The organism is uncultured Nostoc sp. (genome assembly GCF_964245575.1).
Lineage (GTDB): Bacteria > Cyanobacteriota > Cyanobacteriia > Cyanobacteriales > Nostocaceae > Nostoc.
The window spans coordinates 1-17,185 of the sequence record NZ_CAXTNP010000042.1; the positions used below are offsets into that span (position 1 = coordinate 1).

General features: G+C 40.9%; 11 protein-coding genes and 1 pseudogene. 3 read left to right on the forward strand and 9 right to left on the reverse strand.

Annotation, left to right across the window (positions count from 1 at the left end; translation table 11 throughout):
- Window positions 1-60: 60 nt before the first annotated feature.
- The 6 genes and pseudogenes from ACFFAP_RS09505 to ACFFAP_RS09530 form a co-directional block, all read right to left on the reverse strand.
- Window positions 61-1,257: an EAL domain-containing protein gene (locus ACFFAP_RS09505; protein ID WP_375510983.1), complete on the reverse strand. Its 1,197-nt coding sequence runs from the start codon at window positions 1,255-1,257 to the stop codon at window positions 61-63.
- A 262-nt stretch (window positions 1,258-1,519) separates the two neighbouring features.
- On the reverse strand, window positions 1,520-1,831 hold the full coding sequence (locus ACFFAP_RS09510; RefSeq protein WP_375510984.1) for a hypothetical protein: 312 nt from the start codon (window positions 1,829-1,831) through the stop codon (window positions 1,520-1,522).
- Between the two features lie 245 nt (window positions 1,832-2,076).
- Window positions 2,077-2,385 (reverse strand): hypothetical protein, encoded by a 309-nt coding sequence (locus ACFFAP_RS09515; protein ID WP_375510985.1) that lies wholly within the window; start codon window positions 2,383-2,385, stop codon window positions 2,077-2,079.
- A 383-nt stretch (window positions 2,386-2,768) separates the two neighbouring features.
- Window positions 2,769-5,578 (reverse strand): annotated as a pseudogene (locus ACFFAP_RS09520) (family 10 glycosylhydrolase).
- 97 nt (window positions 5,579-5,675) lie between these two features.
- Window positions 5,676-7,016, reverse strand: a complete 1,341-nt coding sequence (locus ACFFAP_RS09525) for a TIGR03279 family radical SAM protein (protein ID WP_375511007.1) — start codon at window positions 7,014-7,016, stop codon at window positions 5,676-5,678.
- 170 nt (window positions 7,017-7,186) lie between these two features.
- The gene (locus ACFFAP_RS09530; RefSeq protein ID WP_375510986.1) at window positions 7,187-8,011 is read right to left on the reverse strand and encodes an undecaprenyl-diphosphate phosphatase; all 825 of its coding nucleotides are present in this window, start codon (window positions 8,009-8,011) and stop codon (window positions 7,187-7,189) included.
- Between the two features lie 457 nt (window positions 8,012-8,468).
- On the opposite strand from ACFFAP_RS09530, the gene ACFFAP_RS09535 reads away from it, so the two are divergent.
- From ACFFAP_RS09535 to nadB, 3 genes are all read left to right on the forward strand, one after another.
- Window positions 8,469-9,248, forward strand: a complete 780-nt coding sequence (locus ACFFAP_RS09535; protein ID WP_375510987.1) for a DUF3120 domain-containing protein — start codon at window positions 8,469-8,471, stop codon at window positions 9,246-9,248.
- A gap of 548 nt (window positions 9,249-9,796) precedes the next feature.
- Window positions 9,797-10,225, forward strand: a complete 429-nt coding sequence (psbU, locus tag ACFFAP_RS09540; protein WP_375510988.1) for a photosystem II complex extrinsic protein PsbU — start codon at window positions 9,797-9,799, stop codon at window positions 10,223-10,225.
- A gap of 173 nt (window positions 10,226-10,398) precedes the next feature.
- Entirely contained in the window at window positions 10,399-12,075 is a 1,677-nt protein-coding gene (nadB, locus tag ACFFAP_RS09545; protein WP_375510989.1) for an L-aspartate oxidase, read from the forward strand.
- A gap of 207 nt (window positions 12,076-12,282) precedes the next feature.
- Here the strand turns inward: nadB and ACFFAP_RS09550 are convergent, their stop codons facing one another.
- From ACFFAP_RS09550 to ACFFAP_RS09560, 3 genes are all read right to left on the reverse strand, one after another.
- Complete coding sequence (locus tag ACFFAP_RS09550; RefSeq protein ID WP_375510990.1) at window positions 12,283-12,519, reverse strand: hypothetical protein; 237 nt, start codon at window positions 12,517-12,519, stop codon at window positions 12,283-12,285.
- Window positions 12,520-13,252: 733 nt separating this feature from the next.
- On the reverse strand, window positions 13,253-15,451 hold the full coding sequence (locus tag ACFFAP_RS09555; RefSeq protein ID WP_375511008.1) for a CHASE2 domain-containing protein: 2,199 nt from the start codon (window positions 15,449-15,451) through the stop codon (window positions 13,253-13,255).
- 634 nt (window positions 15,452-16,085) lie between these two features.
- The gene (locus ACFFAP_RS09560) at window positions 16,086-17,069 is read right to left on the reverse strand and encodes a vitamin K epoxide reductase family protein (protein ID WP_375510991.1); all 984 of its coding nucleotides are present in this window, start codon (window positions 17,067-17,069) and stop codon (window positions 16,086-16,088) included.
- Between the last annotated feature and the right edge of the window lie 116 nt (window positions 17,070-17,185).

Below are 17,185 nucleotides of genomic sequence, written 5' to 3' on the forward strand. Positions count from 1 at the left end.
CGTTCCTCCGTATTATCTCGTAACCTTTTTCAGAAATCAAATATGATTCCTATATCAGCATTAATTAGTCAATAAAATTTTTTCAAATTCTGCTGCTGGCAATGGACGACTAAATAGAAAGCCTTGCATAGAATTACAATTGTGTTGGCGTAAAAAACCCAGTTCTGCTTCCGTTTCGACACCTTCAGCAACCACATCTAGATTGAGATTGTGAGCCATTTGAATTAATGCTTTAGTAATGGCTGATTTCTGTGGATCAGTTGCAACATTATGGATAAAATAACGGTCTATTTTTAATGTGTTAAATGGTAAGTTTTTCAGATAAATTAGAGAAGAGTAACCTGTACCAAAATCATCGATTGCAATTTTTATACCCAAAAATTGCAATTTTTTCATAGTAGCGATCGCACTATTTACATCTTGCAGAATCATACTTTCAGTGAGTTCTAGCTCTAAGTAATGTGGTTCTAAGCCATTACTATCGATAAAGTTGACTACTTGATCAATAAAACCTGGCTGATTGAATTCAATTACTGACAAATTGACAGCAAGAATTAGGGGGGAAATCCCAAAGTCACGCCATATTTTTATTTGTTGACAGACCCTTTTTAACACCCATTTCCCAAGTGGAACAATTAAACCTGTAGACTCTGCTAACGGGATAAAATCTGTCGGGTAAATCAGCCCCAATTCCGGACTTTGCCAGCGCAATAAACTTTCAGCCGCTACTATTTTTCCAGAAGCAATATCGACTATTGGTTGATAATAAACTTCAAAATCTTCAAAATTATGTTGTTTGATAGCCCGGTGTAAGCTAATTTCTAATAACTGCATCTTTGGAGACAAGTTGTTAATTACAAATTGAGGAGATAAATACCTTTTTAAAGTAGCGTGCTTTTCCAATCTGTTCATGATAGCACTTAATAACTCAGCACGAGTAAAAGGCTTAGTTATATAGTCATCTGCACCCATATTCATACCTTGGCGTAAGTCAGATTTGGCAGATTTTGCAGTCAGAAAAATGAAAGGAATTGTTACGGTTGATGGATGTTGACGTAACGCTGTTAGTACTCCATAACCGTCAAGTTGTGGCATCATCATATCACAGAGAATTAAATCTGGAATTTCGGAAATAGCCAAATTTACTCCAATTTTGCCATTCGCCGCAGCAATAGTTTCAAAGTTTTCAGCTTTTAACAAATCCAAAATGTTTTCACGAACTGCTTCCTCATCTTCTATTATTAAAACTTTTGACATAAATTATCTCAATTTATATTTTGTTTACTGGATAAAAAAGACAATATTTATACATGTATTCAAGAAAGTTTTTACAAATATTTTATCTTGATAAATATATCTCCATTTTTTTTTAATTTACATTTTGAATCTAATTATTAGTATATTGTCAATATCTAAAGGTGCGAGAAAAGGATTTTAACAACGAATGGAGTTCACTAACCCAAAAGCTATGCCATTTGAGCATTTACCGCACTTGATAGCTTCTGATAGCGACAACATTTTACCTAATAAATGTACTATCAAAATCTGCATAACTCTTGCAGGTGTAAATTACTGCTGGGCTAGAGAAGAGTAAATATTGCAGATGTTGTTGGTTGACAAGTAGCGTCCACCATATTTCCCAATATGGACGCTCAACTGCATTTTGTGGCTGTAGTTCTCCCAAGTGGAGTGCTGTTTGGTTAACTTTTAGCACCATATCCTTTGTTATCAGCAACCCGATAAATTGGAAGAAACTTTTGAAAATGGTGCAAAATTGTCTTTCATTCTCACGAAATAATATTTCTGTCTGTACACAGGAGGTAATATCCATAGAAACTCCAATGAGGCGAGCAGGTTCGCCTGTCGTATCTTTAGGTACTATAACGCTTACTAGTAACCATTTGTACTTGACTAGTTGGCTCTCAACGAGAATCTGATGTTCTACCTCAAAGGAACCAATACTAGTGTTACCTCTAGTTTCTTGGCTTTTTCTGCCATTGCTTAACAGAAACTTTCAGGCATGATGAAAATGACAATGTGACCTTGGTTATCTGCAACTGGCAATAGATTCAACTGCTAGCACACTAGTAATAATATTAAAGTATTTGTAAAAAATATTACATTTTTATTTTGTAACCAAGTATGCAGAAATTCAAAAATATTGGCTGTTTTCAAACTAGCTTCTGAAGCTACAAGCACTACCATATCATGCTTGGTAAAGCACTCTGCTACCTGCGAAGATGAAGAAACTAAGACATTCTTGCTTCGTGCTTTCACCCGTGCGATCGCATCTAGATAGTGCTTTTTACGACACAAGCATTCACAGCGAAGGATCAATATTGACTCTAAGCTTTGTAGCCTTAGAAGCTGAGGTAACGCTTGCATAGATTTTTCCGATAGCTATCATTAAAAAATAGTTATCTAAAGCTTCTTAATTAAGTATTTTCCAAGATTTTGACGCCAAACAAGTAGTAATATTTGGTTTATAAACACTACAAAAAGTGTGTTAAGAATTACAAACTAGCTGATATCTAGCTAGTTGAAAATTGAGTATTGGGAAAGAGGAGGCAGGAGACAGAAGTTCTTTAATTTTGAATTTTGTTAGCGCAGCGTAAAGCCTTCTCTTCTCTTTCGGAGACGCTAACGCGAGCAAGACGCTGCGCTAACGACATAGCAACGCTATGAGCGAGTCACCGAGCGTCATTTTGAATTTTAAATTGATTTTTTCCTCATCTCCCTCATCTCCCTCATCTCCCTCATCCTCCCCACTAAGGACGCAACTGCAACCGCCGTTCGCCGTAACGTAATAGCCTTTCTATAGTTACAAGCCGATTTTCCCAAACTTTGACTTGATAGGAATTTGACTTAAGCTCTTGGCTCATCAATACCCGAAATTGAGACTGGAACCGAGTTAGAGAGGCTCTCGCCACTAGTAAGTTGCTAGGAGAAGGGGAAGCGGCAAGTTGATTTAAAGCACTGCGTAGAACTTCTGCCTGGTTGTTAAAATCTGATATTGTCTGAGTCGGTTTTTGTGGTTGGTCATTTTGGAAAACAAATTTCCATTCCCGTTGCAGCGCGGTGTAACGGATGGCAGCAGTTTGAAAAGGCTGGCGATGAGGAATGGGTTCACTTGTTGTCGATTGAACCCTACCTTGGGTGCTACTAAAAAGTTTTTGTAGATCGTTGTTAAAATTCTCTGCGGCAAAGAGTGCATAACCACTAACTGGCAAGTCCCTTACCAACTGAAGTTGATCAAATGCCCCAATTGTTGGCAAAGAAAGTAAGCGAATTCCCGGTATTAACAAGGTAGATCCCAATTGTTTAGAGGCGATCCAGGGTTGGGCCAGTCGTTGGAAGCGAGAAGTATCCAGAGCATAAGTCATGGGAACAATTAAATCTACATCCCCCCGCCTTGCCCAAGTCTCCCAGTTTTGTTGAATTTTCTGAATCCGCTCTAATTCTGGCAAAGGAAATACTGCAACCGACAAAATCAAATTTGGTCGCTTTTGTCTCAACTGCTGTGATAATTGGGCAACAAAGCTATCAACTTGCTGGGTGCGAAATGTCGTCCACTTTTGCCACAAGTCTGGTTGACTAGGGGAAATATTTACTGGATCTACACCAGTAAGTTGCTGAAATTGCGCTCTTGCAGCTTTGCCATAGCCGTAGGTTCGACCTGCTGATGGGTCTTGGAAAGGGTAGCGAATGTAGTCTAGCTGTAGACCATCGACGTTATAGTGAGTGACAATTTCTTCATACAGCTTGAGTAAATACTCGCGCACTTCGGGGTTAGCTGGATCGAAGAATGGCTTAGTTTGACCAACGGGAATCATGTTGCCAAGATTATCGTAGTTTGCCCAATCGGGATGAGCCGCCAGCACTGGCCCTGGATAATCAGGATTAAGGTTAAGAATTTCATTGTGACGTTGGTTACCAGCAGCAAAAGTCCAAACCCAAGCGTGTAATTCCATGTCTCGCTCATGGGCTAATTTCACCGCATCTGCCAGTGGGTTCCACCCACGAATTAATGGGTTTTGCTCTTTTGCCACTTGGCTCGGATAAATGGTGTAGCCAGCATTAACAGTTTCAAAAAAGACAGTATTAATCCCAGCTTGAGCTAGGTGATCAAAAATCTGGGCTAGTCCCGCCTTGCTACCAGCACGAACAATCGTCCCCCGATCTAACCAAACTGCCCGAATTTCTGGTTGAGCTACTCTTTGATCAACAGGAAACTGCTGCCACAAAGTCGTTTTAGCTTTCAGCCACTGCTGACGAGCTAGAGCATAGTTTTTTTGGGCAATCAATAGGGGGAAGTTTTTGGCAATTACTTTTACCTGTGCCAAGACTTGCTCTTTAGTCATGCCTAGCACCCCCAGTTTAGTTGAGGCTAATTGCATCGGCTGCTCCTTGACAGATTGGGAGGTGTAGGTGTCCAGATGCCTAGAGGACTGCTTATCTTCAGATGTTACTTTACCAACATTAGCCGCATCGGCTAGCACTGCTAAATTAGCGCTTTCCACCCGACCGATCAGATTTTCTAGCTCTTGCTGGAGAGCGATCGCTTGATTGTTGTCAATCGGCTCATTGGAGTTGGGTGCAACATCCAGACGCACCGCTTGTTCTAATTGGTCAATAGCCTCTTGAGAACTTGGGGGTTTGACTATAGGAAGTGGTTTAGGTATGGGAGCAGTGGCAATTTTAGGAGGAGGGGATAAGGGAGATGAGGGAGATGAGGGGGATGAACTGCCCCTCTGCTCCCCTGCCCCTCTGCCCCCTGTACCCTCGACGCAGCCGCCACTGTTGTCGAGCAGTTTGGGGAACCTCCTGCTACTTTTTTCATGCGATTCGATGGCGGTAGCGCTGTCAAATAGTGATTGAGAGCAGCTTTTAACCAGGCATTATCTAACCCAGGGGCTGTTGCTGTGTCTGTTCCCCAGCGCCAGCCTAAAAGGGTAGAACGCTCAGTTGTTAATACTGCGGCAGAATTATCTTTGGAATTCCAAACAGCAGGAGATTCACTGCCCATATCATTAGGAATTACAACGCCGCCGCGCACTTTGCCAAAGAGTTCAGTTTGATTTGCCCATTTTGAAATATTGGTTTTTGTGGGCTTAATCTGTTCTGTCTCACTGAGACTGAATCCCCAATAACCTCCCAAAAGCGATCGCAATAATTGGCGCACTCCCGGCGCTGACAGACTACCTACAGGGCCACTGGCAATCAAACGCCCTCCCTTACTCATCCATTCTTCCAGAGCGATCGCTTGGGTTGGCGTTAATGTCTCAACATTTGGCAAAAATAATACCCGGCGATCGCCCCAATCTGCCCCACTCCTAACATCAGCTAGGGGAATTACACAATATTTCACCCCTATTGTCTGTAAGCGGTCAGTTATCCCTCTCCATTGATTTGCATTTTCTTGGCCATACACTACGCTCAATACAGGTTCTTCAGTCGCCGCCGTTACTGGCAAAATACTAAAACTATTTAAAGTTAAAAAGTTAAAACTTAAAAGGAAGAATCCGGCTTTTGTTATTTGTGAATTTGCCTTTTTATGATATTTTTCCTGATTCTTCACTACTGACTCCTCAGCGAATTAATTATGAGGTATTACTTCTTATTTATCATCCAGTTTAACAATAAATTACCTCCGAAAAACAACTGAACTTTGACAACTAAACTTGAGCAACATTAAAAATACATGTTTTTATTAAATCTTCAACTCCTGCTACAGAAAAAATTTTTGTATTTAATTTTCCAGCTAATTCCTCAATACTCATATCATCTAAAAACACTAGTTCTCCATTTTTTAACATGACATTCGGTAGCAATATCCCATCACCTAAATCTTGCCCTTTTAGATTTAAAAGCAAATCATGACCAGTTAGTAATCCGGTTACGCTGATAGTTTGTCCCCAATAATCACTACATAAAGCACGCATATTAACTTCTAAACCTTCAACAGAATTTAAGCGTTTCAAAATGGGTTGAAATGCTTTTTCTACGGCGTTGCCTACTATCCAAGTGAACTTTCTTTGAGGATATACTTTTGGCGGTAGTAATTCTGCTGCAACGGTGGCAAATTGCTTGATAAATAATTGAATCGAACCAACTCCGTTATCAATTTGGGGATATTCTTCATATTCAGATTCGCTGGGTAATTCTTCACCTGCAATCAAAAACCACTCATCGGCTAACCAAACAACGCTAGAACCGAGTTTTTGGCGAAATTGCTTCGAGAGGATTTGCACTTGGGAAATCACTTCTTTTGCTTTTTCCCTAGTTACGGGTGTCAATTCGTCTTCTGGAGGCCGAAACCGTGTCAATCCAACTGGCACAACTGCCACCGATGCCACCGCAGGCACTTCACCAGTATGAAATGACGCTAAATGTTTGAGAGTTTGTTCCAGATGTTTGCCATCATTTATACCAGGACAAACAACTACTTGAGCATGAATTTGTAGTCGCCTTTCTTGAAACCACTTGAGTTGTTGTAAGATTTGTGCCGCACGCGGATTTTTCAGCAGTCTAATTCTTACTTCAGCCTCGGTAGCATGAACAGAAACATACAACGGAGACAAGCGCATTTGCTCAATCCGTTGCCATTCTCTTTCTGGCAAATTAGTTAAGGTAAGATAAGAACCGTACAAAAAGCTCAGACGGTAATCGTCATCTTTTAAATACAAGCTGGTGCGCTTACCTGGTGGCTGTTGGTCGATAAAGCAAAATGGACAGCGATTGTTGCACTGAATTAAGCCATCAAATAGGGCAGTTTCAAATTCTAGCCCTAAGTCTTGGTCGTAATCTTTTTCGATTTCCAGGCTATGAGTTTTACCAGCCGCGTCTAAAACTTCTAATTCCAAAACTTCATCAGCACACAAAAACTGATAATCAATTAAATCACGAGGACGTGTACCATTGATAGCAATGATCGCATCACCAGCCTCAAAGCCAATTTCTGCGGCTATTGAGTCTGGAAGAACCTTGGTAATTCGGGCAGGATGAATTGTAGTCATTGGGTATAGAGCATTGGGCACTTGTACTGAGCAACTTGCCTTGAGCGACTTGTACTGAGCGTAGTCGAAGTAAGTCGAAAGGAGTGGAAGTATTGGGCATGGGGCATTGGACATTAGTCATTTGCTTTGAACTAATGACTAATGACCAATGACTAATGACTATTATGTAATTATCCTTTCCAACCTGCTGCGATCGCAGCTAAAATAGCGCTGCCGAATGCTAATCTATACCAAACAAAAACTAAAGTGTTTTTGGTTGCTAAGTATTTGATCAAAAATGCAATTGATAGGTAGGAAAAAATCAAGGTTGAAATAATTCCTACAATTAATAGTCCAACAATGTTATCTGGCAACTGGTGGGCTTCAAATAACTTGAAGATTTTCAGACTTTTATACAGCGTTGCAATGGTAAGAGTTGGAAACCCTAACAAAAATGAGAATTTCGCTGCTGTATCGCGTTCTAATCCTAAAAATAAGGCAGTCGTCAACGTTGATCCAGAACGAGAAACACCCGGAATTAAAGCAAGTGTTTGTGCTAATCCAACTAAAATACCATCCCGAATCTGTAATGAATTAAAATCTCGCTTCCGAGTGCCAATTTTTTCTGCCAAAGCTAGTAAAAGTGCCATAATGATTGACATGATGGCAATAATTAATGCGCTCTCTGGTAAAACGTCTTTCAAAAGAAAGCCGAAAATTAAGGCAGGCATTGTTCCTACTATAATACCGACAAGAATTTTCCACTCCTCACGTTGCCAGTCTTTGTCTTTTAGTGCTTCAATTCCACCTTTGACAATACTATAAATCAGCGACCAAAAATAGCCCACAATAGCTATAACACTGCCAAATTGAATTGCATCGACAAAATCTTTAGAACCGAGTTCCTTCCAGCCAAATATCTTTGTCACAATCAGAAGATGTGCAGTGCTGCTAATTGGCAAAAACTCTGTAATCCCCTGAACAATACCCAAAATAAAAGCTTGAATAAACTCCATCAATTAATACCCTTTTCCTGTTCTAAACATCATTACTTAAGTTGCGATGTTATTTTATATACTTCTAAATGCACCCAATATTGTAGAAAATTCCACTTTACTAAATCAATAACACCATCCAAGACGCTGACCATGTTCTTACACCCACATCAATAAGTCAACGAAATTTTGGCAATTCATCAAACTTTAATATTTAACGGACTGATGCCATTGACTTTTTACCCGTTACATTGACCTTTCACCTCTCTGTAGTTCTTTGTAAATACGAACTACAGAGGAGTTCTGTAAATCAGGCAACTTGAGTGAATCAGTCTGGTATAGAATGTTTTGTTTGGTTTGCGCCAGCGCTCACCGAAATTTCAGTATAATTACAATGCCCCTAGGCAATCCCCCAGGGGGGGATTTTAAAATGTGATATCTTAAATAAAATAAAGTTTAGTAACAAATATTAAAAACTTTGATTAATAATACACTGTCCTCCTACATTGCTTCTACCCCTTCTATTGATACAGAGTTAGATTTAACTGTTACAGGGCACAAGGGTATCAGGGAATTGGAATCTACACTCTCCTTTTCTCCCTGTCTTCCGTTATCTATATCTGGCCGACAAACTTGGTTAGTGTTTGCGGCGGCGGTGTTTTTAGTATCAGTACCAGTATTTGTAGAAGCGCCAATAGTGCGATCGCTACCAAGTCTAAGTTTAGCGCTGACAGCATTTTGGGTGTGGCTAAGTTTTACTTTAATGTCACGTCCTGCAACTTATGTATGGGGAGATTTGCTCTTAGGATTTAGCTGGAGTTGGTTAGCAGGAGCGATTTACTGGGGCTGGTTACGTTGGGAACCCGCATGGCATCTGCCAGTGGAGTCTATAGGATTACCCTTTGCTTGCTGGTGTTTGGCGAAGAATTGGGGTAAAGTGGGTAGCTGGTTTTATTTAGGTTCTTTACTAGGTACAGTCATAACCGACGTATATTTCTATATAGCAGACTTGATGCCCTATTGGCGGCAAATTATGATAGTAGATGCAGATTTAGCACCGCAAATATTACAAAATGCCCTGATGCAAGTACAAACGCCTTGGGGACAAAGTTGGGCCATATTTCTGGCCTCAGTTCTGTTGACAGTCGGAATTTTACCTTTAGTCCGAAAGCAAAGACACTGGTATGCCTTTAGTGGCGCAGTTTTAAGCACGATTTTGGTAGACAGCCTATTTTTGTTAGCTGCGATCGCAGCCTAAAAAATATTAAAAAATTGTGTAATATCAAAACCGAAACTTTTTCCAGCCCAGTCTACGGGACATCAAAAATCATGCTGTAGATGATTAATAGGTTAAGAAATATTACATAACAGTCCATCACTATGAACTTATCTTGCTAGGGTTTTCGGTATTAGGTATCGAACGATTTCATATCTGGTTAGGAGCTAGAATCAGCCACTCCGAAAAGATTTCGTCTAGTTGAGAAAGCTCAGGATCATGGATAGAACCGTATTGCAGCTATGCAGTCACTGTTACCACGATAAAAATTTTTGGCAAAAGTACAGTCAAACCCAGTAACGGCAAATATTGTGGATATTAATACGCTGTATATTAGTTTCTGATGACTGCTGTGTTGATTAAGCTAGAAGGTTTTGTCTTTGAAGTTCTGTTCGCCGGAATCCGACGCTCAGACTTCTCTTGTTTGTCCTTTGTCTTTTGTCCTTAGCGCTCTGACTAATGACTCATGACTAATGACTGCTGTTAGCTTAAAACTTTTATTTCTGTTTGATGGAAAGAGGTAGAAAATTGTGAAAGGATTGGCGCGTTTATTAACAGTGTTTAGCTTGTTACTTAGTTGCTGGGGATGGCTGGGAACAACTCAGATAGCCCAAGCTGCTAGTTTCAACAGTTTTGCATTTCCTCAAGTCCCAATTCTGGCAATTGAGCGGCAGAATCGGGCAGATGCGAAGCTAGGAACGGAATTTGGTAAAAAAATTGATTTGAATAATACCAACGTCCGAGCTTTTCAACAGTATCCAGGGCTTTATCCCACCCTGGCTAAGAAAATCATCACAAATGCTCCCTACAAAAATGTAGAGGATGTATTGGATCTTCCAGGATTGAGCGATCGCCAGAAACAAACCCTGCAAGCCAACTTGGAGAAGTTCACCGTGACAGAACTAGAACCTGCCTTTAACGAGGGAGATGATCGCTTTAACAACGGCATCTACAGATAACTGCACGTTGCAGCTAATGTAGCAAATAGCAGCCCACTCCTGATTCTAGAGAGTGGGACATGATATGAGTTATGAGTTAGGAGTTATGAGTTAGGAGTTATGAGTTATGACTTTTTAACTTCTCACTTCTAACTCCTCACTTCTAACTCCTCACTTCTAACTACCCCATTACCTTGTCTCAGATAGATATTCCTAGCCAATTTGATGTCTTAGTAGTCGGTGCTGGTGCTGCTGGACTATACACATCTCTGTGTCTACCAGATTCCTTGCGAGTCGGCTTAATTACCAAAGAAACTGTTGCTTTATCCGCCAGTGATTGGGCGCAAGGCGGTATTGCCGCAGCAGTTGCCCCGGAAGATTCTCCCACGCTACACATTGAAGATACGATCCGGGCAGGTGCAGGTTTGTGCGATCGCACTGCTGTAGAATTTCTCGCCCAACTTGCCCCTAACTGCATTCAATCCCTAGTTGACTTGGGAGTTGCTTTTGACCGTCATGGTCAAGCCTTGGCCTTAACTTTAGAAGCTGCCCATTCTCGCAACCGCGTTCTCCACGCCGCAGACACCACAGGGAGGGAAGTTACCACCACCCTCGCAGCCCAAGTATTACGTCGCCAGAATATTCAAATCATTCAGCAAGCTTTAGCTTTGAGTTTGTGGATTGAACCCGAAAGCGGTCGCTGTCAAGGAATAAGCCTGTTTTATCAAGGTGTAATCACATGGGTAAGGGCTGGTGCTGTGGTATTAGCAACTGGAGGTGGCGGTCAGGTATTTGCCCAAACCACTAACCCGGCGGTGAGTACGGGTGATGGGGTAGCGATCGCATATCGGGCTGGCGCTATCCTCCGCGATTTGGAATTTGTGCAATTTCACCCCACAGCCCTGACTAAACCTGGTGCTGATCGCTTTCTCATTAGCGAAGCTATACGCGGTGAGGGCGCACACCTTGTCGATAACCAAGGGCGGCGTTTTGCCTTTGACTACCACCCTGCGGGTGAACTCGCACCCAGAGATGTGGTCAGTAGAGCAATTTTCAGCCATTTACAACATACCGCCGTCGATTTAGCGACTGCCCATGTGTGGTTGGATATGCGCCCCATACCTGCCGACAAGATTCGTCACCGCTTTCCCAACATCATCAAAGTTTGTCAGCATTGGGGAATTGATGTCTTCCATGAACCAATTCCTGTGGCCCCTGCTGCCCATTACTGGATGGGTGGCATTGTTGCGGATCTGATGAATCGCACGAATATTCGTGGTTTGTACGCGGTGGGTGAAACCGCTAGTACCGGGGTGCATGGGGCAAATCGCCTTGCCAGTAATTCCCTGCTGGAATGTATTGTGTTTGGGGCCCAGATGGGCCAAATTGAGTTAGAAAATATTGGGCTGCCATCAGAAACACCAGTACTACCATTACAGAAATTTAGTGCTGATGCTAGTGAGTGGCATATCCAGCAAGCACAGCTAGAAGCACTTAGGGAGAAGTTACCACGTCTAGTGTGGGAAAGTGCTGGTATTTGTCGGGAGAAATCAAAGTTAGAAACTGCGATCGCTACTATTGAATCTTGGCAGCAAGATTTCGCTATCCTGCCTTTAAGTCAATTCTTGCTTGCTTTACGTCCCGCAGAACCAGCTAGTTTTAACATCCCAGATGTTGAACGGCAATTGAGACTTTGGGCAGAAACCCGCAATTTATTAGATGTCGCTGATTTAATTCTCAAAAGTGCTGCTTTTAGAACCGAAAGCCGAGGTGGACACTACCGTTTAGATTATCCTCAGCCAGACCCGAATTGGCAAGTTCACACACTTGTACAAACACATCATTGGTGGAAATCTCCACTATTATCTTGATTAAAGTTTCCCGAACAAGCTTCTAGTAAAAGCTTTTAATCCCTTTTACTGTAGCCGCAGCGCTTAGGACGGGTGACGCTCTTAGGTTGCTATCACTAGGCGGTGAAAGGGGAAATTGCAGTCCACTTGAGTGGATAGTAGCTCTTAGCCTATAACTTAATGACAATGCCTTCACACATGGGGTCAATCTAAAATCCAAAGTTGCTATTAGCGGGTGCCGCTACCATGCTGACTGTCGGGGCCACCATAATTTGGTGGGATATACGTGTCTTTTAAATTTTCAGAATTGACTTTGCGGGCAATTAAGGTGTTACTGCTAGTAGCGCCAAAAGTATTAGCACTTGCAGTACTGAACATACCTGTACAGGCTGCAATTCTCGGTATTAGGATGTAAGCACCTATACACAATATTATAAACTTTTTGATTCGGAAGTTAGTCTTCATGGCTTTCAGGAAATTTACTATTTTTAATTTAAAAAATGTTATTTCTTTATTACCGTACATCTACTGAGTTTTGTGAAAAAATAATTTTATTAAATTAATTCAATTATTCTTGGCAGTGTAAAAGTAATTATGGGAAACGCTTATAAATTAAGCTTTATCTACTGTGATTAAATAGTTTATCTACTTAAGTGATATCCTTAATATGTCATTATTTACATCAGTCCAAAGTTAGATATATTGATAAATTACAGTAAGCATTTTGTTGAAACTACTATTTATTAATAATATCTTAATAATTCTAAGTATAAACACTATGTTTACTGGCTAATAGTTCAGGAAAACATTAAGTAATACTTAGTTTAGTGTATATTTAAAATTTAATTAGAGTAAAGATATATAAAGTTAGAGTAACGTAATTACTATACCATAAGGATTTTCAAAACTATAAACTAAGCAAGTACAGTATATTTTATATTAGTAATAATAATTACAAAATTATTTAATTTGCTAGTTACCTCTGATGGCTAATCCCTTTCTCACCTATGTTCTTAAGTTAAGTCTTCAGTAAAAAAACCTTACTAAGTCTTTATTTTGCCGAAAAAAGCACTTCGCAGAATATACACCATACTTTTTCAAGATAGTCCTTTGGACGTATCTCCACTCCTCATTCCTAATTCCAAGGTAAAAATTGTGACTAAAAAGAAAAAAACCTAGAGACTTGACTATTGACTAATTAAGCAAATTCGTAGCGATTTTTACCCAGGTGCTTGGCACGATACATTGCTGCATCTGCTTGTTTCATTAAAGTTTCACTGTCTTGACTGTTGTATGGGTAGACACTAATGCCAATACTAGCAGAGACTCGGATTGCATAGCCGTCCAAAACAACTGGCTTGCTAATACTGGTTAAAATTTTGGCGGCGATTTTAGCAGCTATTTGAACATTAGGAATTGCCCGTAAAATCACAGTAAATTCATCGCCACCCAAACGAGAAACTGTATCACTAGCGCGTAAAGAGTTGCTGAGTCGTCCGGCAATAGTCATTAGCAAGCGATCGCCCATCTCGTGCCCCAGAGTATCATTGATTTGCTTAAAGCCATCTAAATCAATAAACAGCAGCGCCAGTAACAAGTTGTTGTGTTGCGCCCAATGTAATGACTCGTAAAGTTGTTCGGCAAAAAATTTACGATTAGATAGACCTGTGAGCGGGTCGTGATACGCTAATTGACGCAAGTGGTCTTCTTTAAGTTTTAGTTCCTTGTTAGAGCAAAATAGTTCAGCCGCAGTACGTTTTAGCTGATCTTCCATGAGCTTGCGCTGAGTAATATCTCGGATGACTCCAACTAAAAAGAAATTGCCAGCTGAGTCTTTATGAAGCGATCGCTTAGTGGCAATTTGATGAGTCTGACCATCTGCATTTGTAAATTCTTCTTCATGTTCCTGAGGTTTCTGAGTCCGCAAAACAAGATCATCCTGTTGTCGAAACACATCGGCTTCATGTTTAGGGAAAAAGTCATAATCTGACTTTTCAATTAACAACTTATTCGGATAACCGATAAATCGACAATACGCCTCATTTAAAACAATCCACTGGTGTTGTTCATTTTTCACAAAAATCGGATCAGGAATCGTGTTGATTACGTGATGCAAAAATTCTTTGGAACGTTTCCACTCTTCCTGCATGTGGGCAATATGACTGGTGATCCAAATAGCTGAACTGCCAAAGCTAAACAGTGAGGGAATAATCGGTATCCACCAACCGTACAAGAAAGCAAGGTACGCACTCAGAGTCAATACAAAGCAAGAAACTAGGATACTGAGCAGGCTCCTAATTGCGTGTCGTATCCGCGATGTGGTCACGGCTCCCAGATAAGACCAGATAAAAATCCATAAGTATTCCATTAAGTCAGGCCAGACTTTGAGTAATGGTCGTCCTTGCAGAGCAGCGGAGATTAACTCACTAATAAAATAAGCTTGCAGTTGAATACCAGGTACAAGCTTTGCCGTACCTATTAGACTGCTGGAGTAGGGAATGAATACAAAATCCTGGAGGCTGGGTGCAGTGGAGCCAATAAGTATAATCCGATCTTTGATTAAGTTTTCTTTGACTTTATCTGCCACTACATCTCTCATCGATACCTGACGAAAACTACAAAATTCTCCAGACGAACTTTGACATTTGGGTTTGGGAAAATTGCTTAAAATTTGGTAGCCTCTAGCATTAGCTCTCACATAAGCACCATCATTAGCCTGAAAACGAGTAAATACTGCCTTACCCAATTGCAAATACTCAGGGTTGTTTTTTGCTTTGGTGGGAGTAATATTTTCTGACTTTAAATACAATTTAGCCAACTTCAGAGCAAAACTTTCGTGTACCTGATTATTAACGTGCCAATACAACAAACTGCGACGTACTTTACCATCAAGATCATATAGCAGGTTGTTAAAACCCACTTGATCCTGATTTAGTCCCAGTGGAGGTGAAACATTAACGTTTTTGTCATTTGCCAGTAACTCAATACCAATCAAGTTGGGCATTAACTTATAAACATTACGAAGTTCTTGATTACCAAGCCCTACTGCCAAATCTCGGTAGATATCTAAGCCAATAGCACGGGGTTTGTGGACGTTCAATTTTTGCAATAACTGGGCAATATTCGTATCTGGAATCGGCCACGAACCTACTTCCTTTAAATCGGCTTCATCAATCCCTACGATGGTAATACGCTCTTCTGGCGGTTCATTTGGACGTAAGCGAAAAAATTGATCCAAAGCTGCCAACTCCAAAGATTGTAATAATCCGATGGAGTGCAAAAGCAGGACGCAGATTGCAATGCTGGCGGCAGTAATCAATTCTCTGTGTCCTCGACTAAGCGATTGTTTCAGTCCAAAGATGAACTTCACAAAATGTTTGCCTAGCTGCTGATTGATTCCCATTACACTAGTGGGGAGAAATAAATAAATATTCTCTATTTTTTATAGCTATTAACTATCGGACTAACATAGCTCAAGGAGGAGCTAAATAGAGTTTCTAATAGTTTTTCAATTCAGGAAGGTTGTTCAAGATATCATGGTAGTTGTGATGTATCACCATATATTGAGCCAATTATTTGACCAAACAGTAAGTGGGACTTTTGTGGCTATCAGCACAAATTAAGTATAAATATTGTTGAAAGTGAGTTCAACGGATTTTACTTTTCAAAGCTTTGTCTGGTAAAGCTTACTCAAATAAACGCGCACATTTTTAAGCAACTAGATATTTTACTGAGAGTTGTGGTAACTTCCAACAGACACACTTTTGGGTTTGGCACTGACATGATTACACCCCAAGGTGACACCCTAATGCTGTCGAAGTAAATCAAAGTATACATTTTACTATGGTAAATATACTTGATTTATTTCCTTAAGCTTAAGGTACTTGGGGATAAAAGTGTAGGAAAATTAGTAATTGGATATTGGACAACACCTATTATCTATTACCAAAAACAAAAAAGCCAACTGGAAACAGACTTTGCTCTATTCATCCAGTTGACTGGGTGTGAACTACACCGTACCGCTAGGTCGATTACTTAAAATACTTGAAGTTACGAGGGCCCGTGTAACCAGAAACTTTCGCTAGTTCCTCTAAGTTTTGGACTCCACTATAGCTTTTACCATTGATGATCCAAGTAGGGAAGCCTTCAATTTTTGCGGCTTTACACAGTTCGGGTTGAGCTTTTAGCCCATCAGCAGCGCACTCTACCTTAACATCCTTGTTGATTACTTCCTCGGCTTCTTTACCAAAAAGCAACTTTTGTTCATGGCAGTGAGGACACCAGTAAGCGGTGTATTCCTTCGCGCCTACCTTTGCTAGATGCCGTGCTAAGGCTCTTTCTGCCTCACCAGAAGTGGTAGTAACTTCCCAACCGAAGGCTGGGTTAGGGTCTCCTTTGGAATTAAAGATAATTTTTGTGGGTTGTCCTGGAGTTTCAGGTGTAACATCTGATTTATTCACGCCAGCATAAACCCCTAAAGTGCCAATCAGCGTCACCATCCCTACAATAATCGCGGTAAAGAAGATTTGTCCTATATCCTCCCAAGTCCGACCGATAATTGTTAGTACTAAAAGACTCACAGAGAACAAAGCTGAACCGATACAGTAAAGACAAATAGCTTTGATTTGAGATGCTAGCACGTACATTAAGTAGCCGCTAAAGACAGACATTGCGATCGCACCCGCCAGCAGCAGCAACCACGTCCAATTTTCCACTTGCTTGCGACTATTCTTTTCCCCTGAGTTGAATGCTAAGGGAGCCAAAGCAAATATCACCATACTGATATATGCCAAAAACCCAAACAAAGCTAATGGCTGACCAAAAACCGTAGCCCAAGGGCTGGAAAGTACATCATTACAGCCCTTGACACCAGCCTGTGCCACACAAGCTGCACTGCCTCCTGTTAACTTTTCTATGGCAAGATAACCTGTTATCAGGGCACCACATCCAGCTATCGCGGCAATCAATGGACGTGACCATTTATGAATCCAAGGAATAGAACGGCGGCGAATCATAAATATTGGGGAATGGGGAATCGGGAATCAGGAATCGGGAATCGGGAATCGGGAATCGGGAATCGGGAATCGGGAATAATAATTAATTGTTCGCTTGCTCCCCTTACTCCCCACTC

Excerpts from the sequence above, each read along its gene's own strand:
- ACFFAP_RS09505 (WP_375510983.1), bottom strand. The coding sequence starts at position 1,257 with ATGTCAAAAGTTTTAATAATAGAAGATGAGGAAGCAGTTCGTGAAAAC.
- ACFFAP_RS09510 (WP_375510984.1), bottom strand. The coding sequence starts at position 1,831 with ATGGATATTACCTCCTGTGTACAGACAGAAATATTATTTCGTGAGAAT.
- ACFFAP_RS09515 (WP_375510985.1), bottom strand. The coding sequence starts at position 2,385 with ATGCAAGCGTTACCTCAGCTTCTAAGGCTACAAAGCTTAGAGTCAATA.
- ACFFAP_RS09525 (WP_375511007.1), bottom strand. The coding sequence starts at position 7,016 with ATGACTACAATTCATCCTGCCCGAATTACCAAGGTTCTTCCAGACTCA.
- ACFFAP_RS09530 (WP_375510986.1), bottom strand. The coding sequence starts at position 8,011 with ATGGAGTTTATTCAAGCTTTTATTTTGGGTATTGTTCAGGGGATTACA.
- ACFFAP_RS09550 (WP_375510990.1), bottom strand. The coding sequence starts at position 12,519 with ATGAAGACTAACTTCCGAATCAAAAAGTTTATAATATTGTGTATAGGT.
- ACFFAP_RS09560 (WP_375510991.1), bottom strand. The coding sequence starts at position 17,069 with ATGATTCGCCGCCGTTCTATTCCTTGGATTCATAAATGGTCACGTCCA.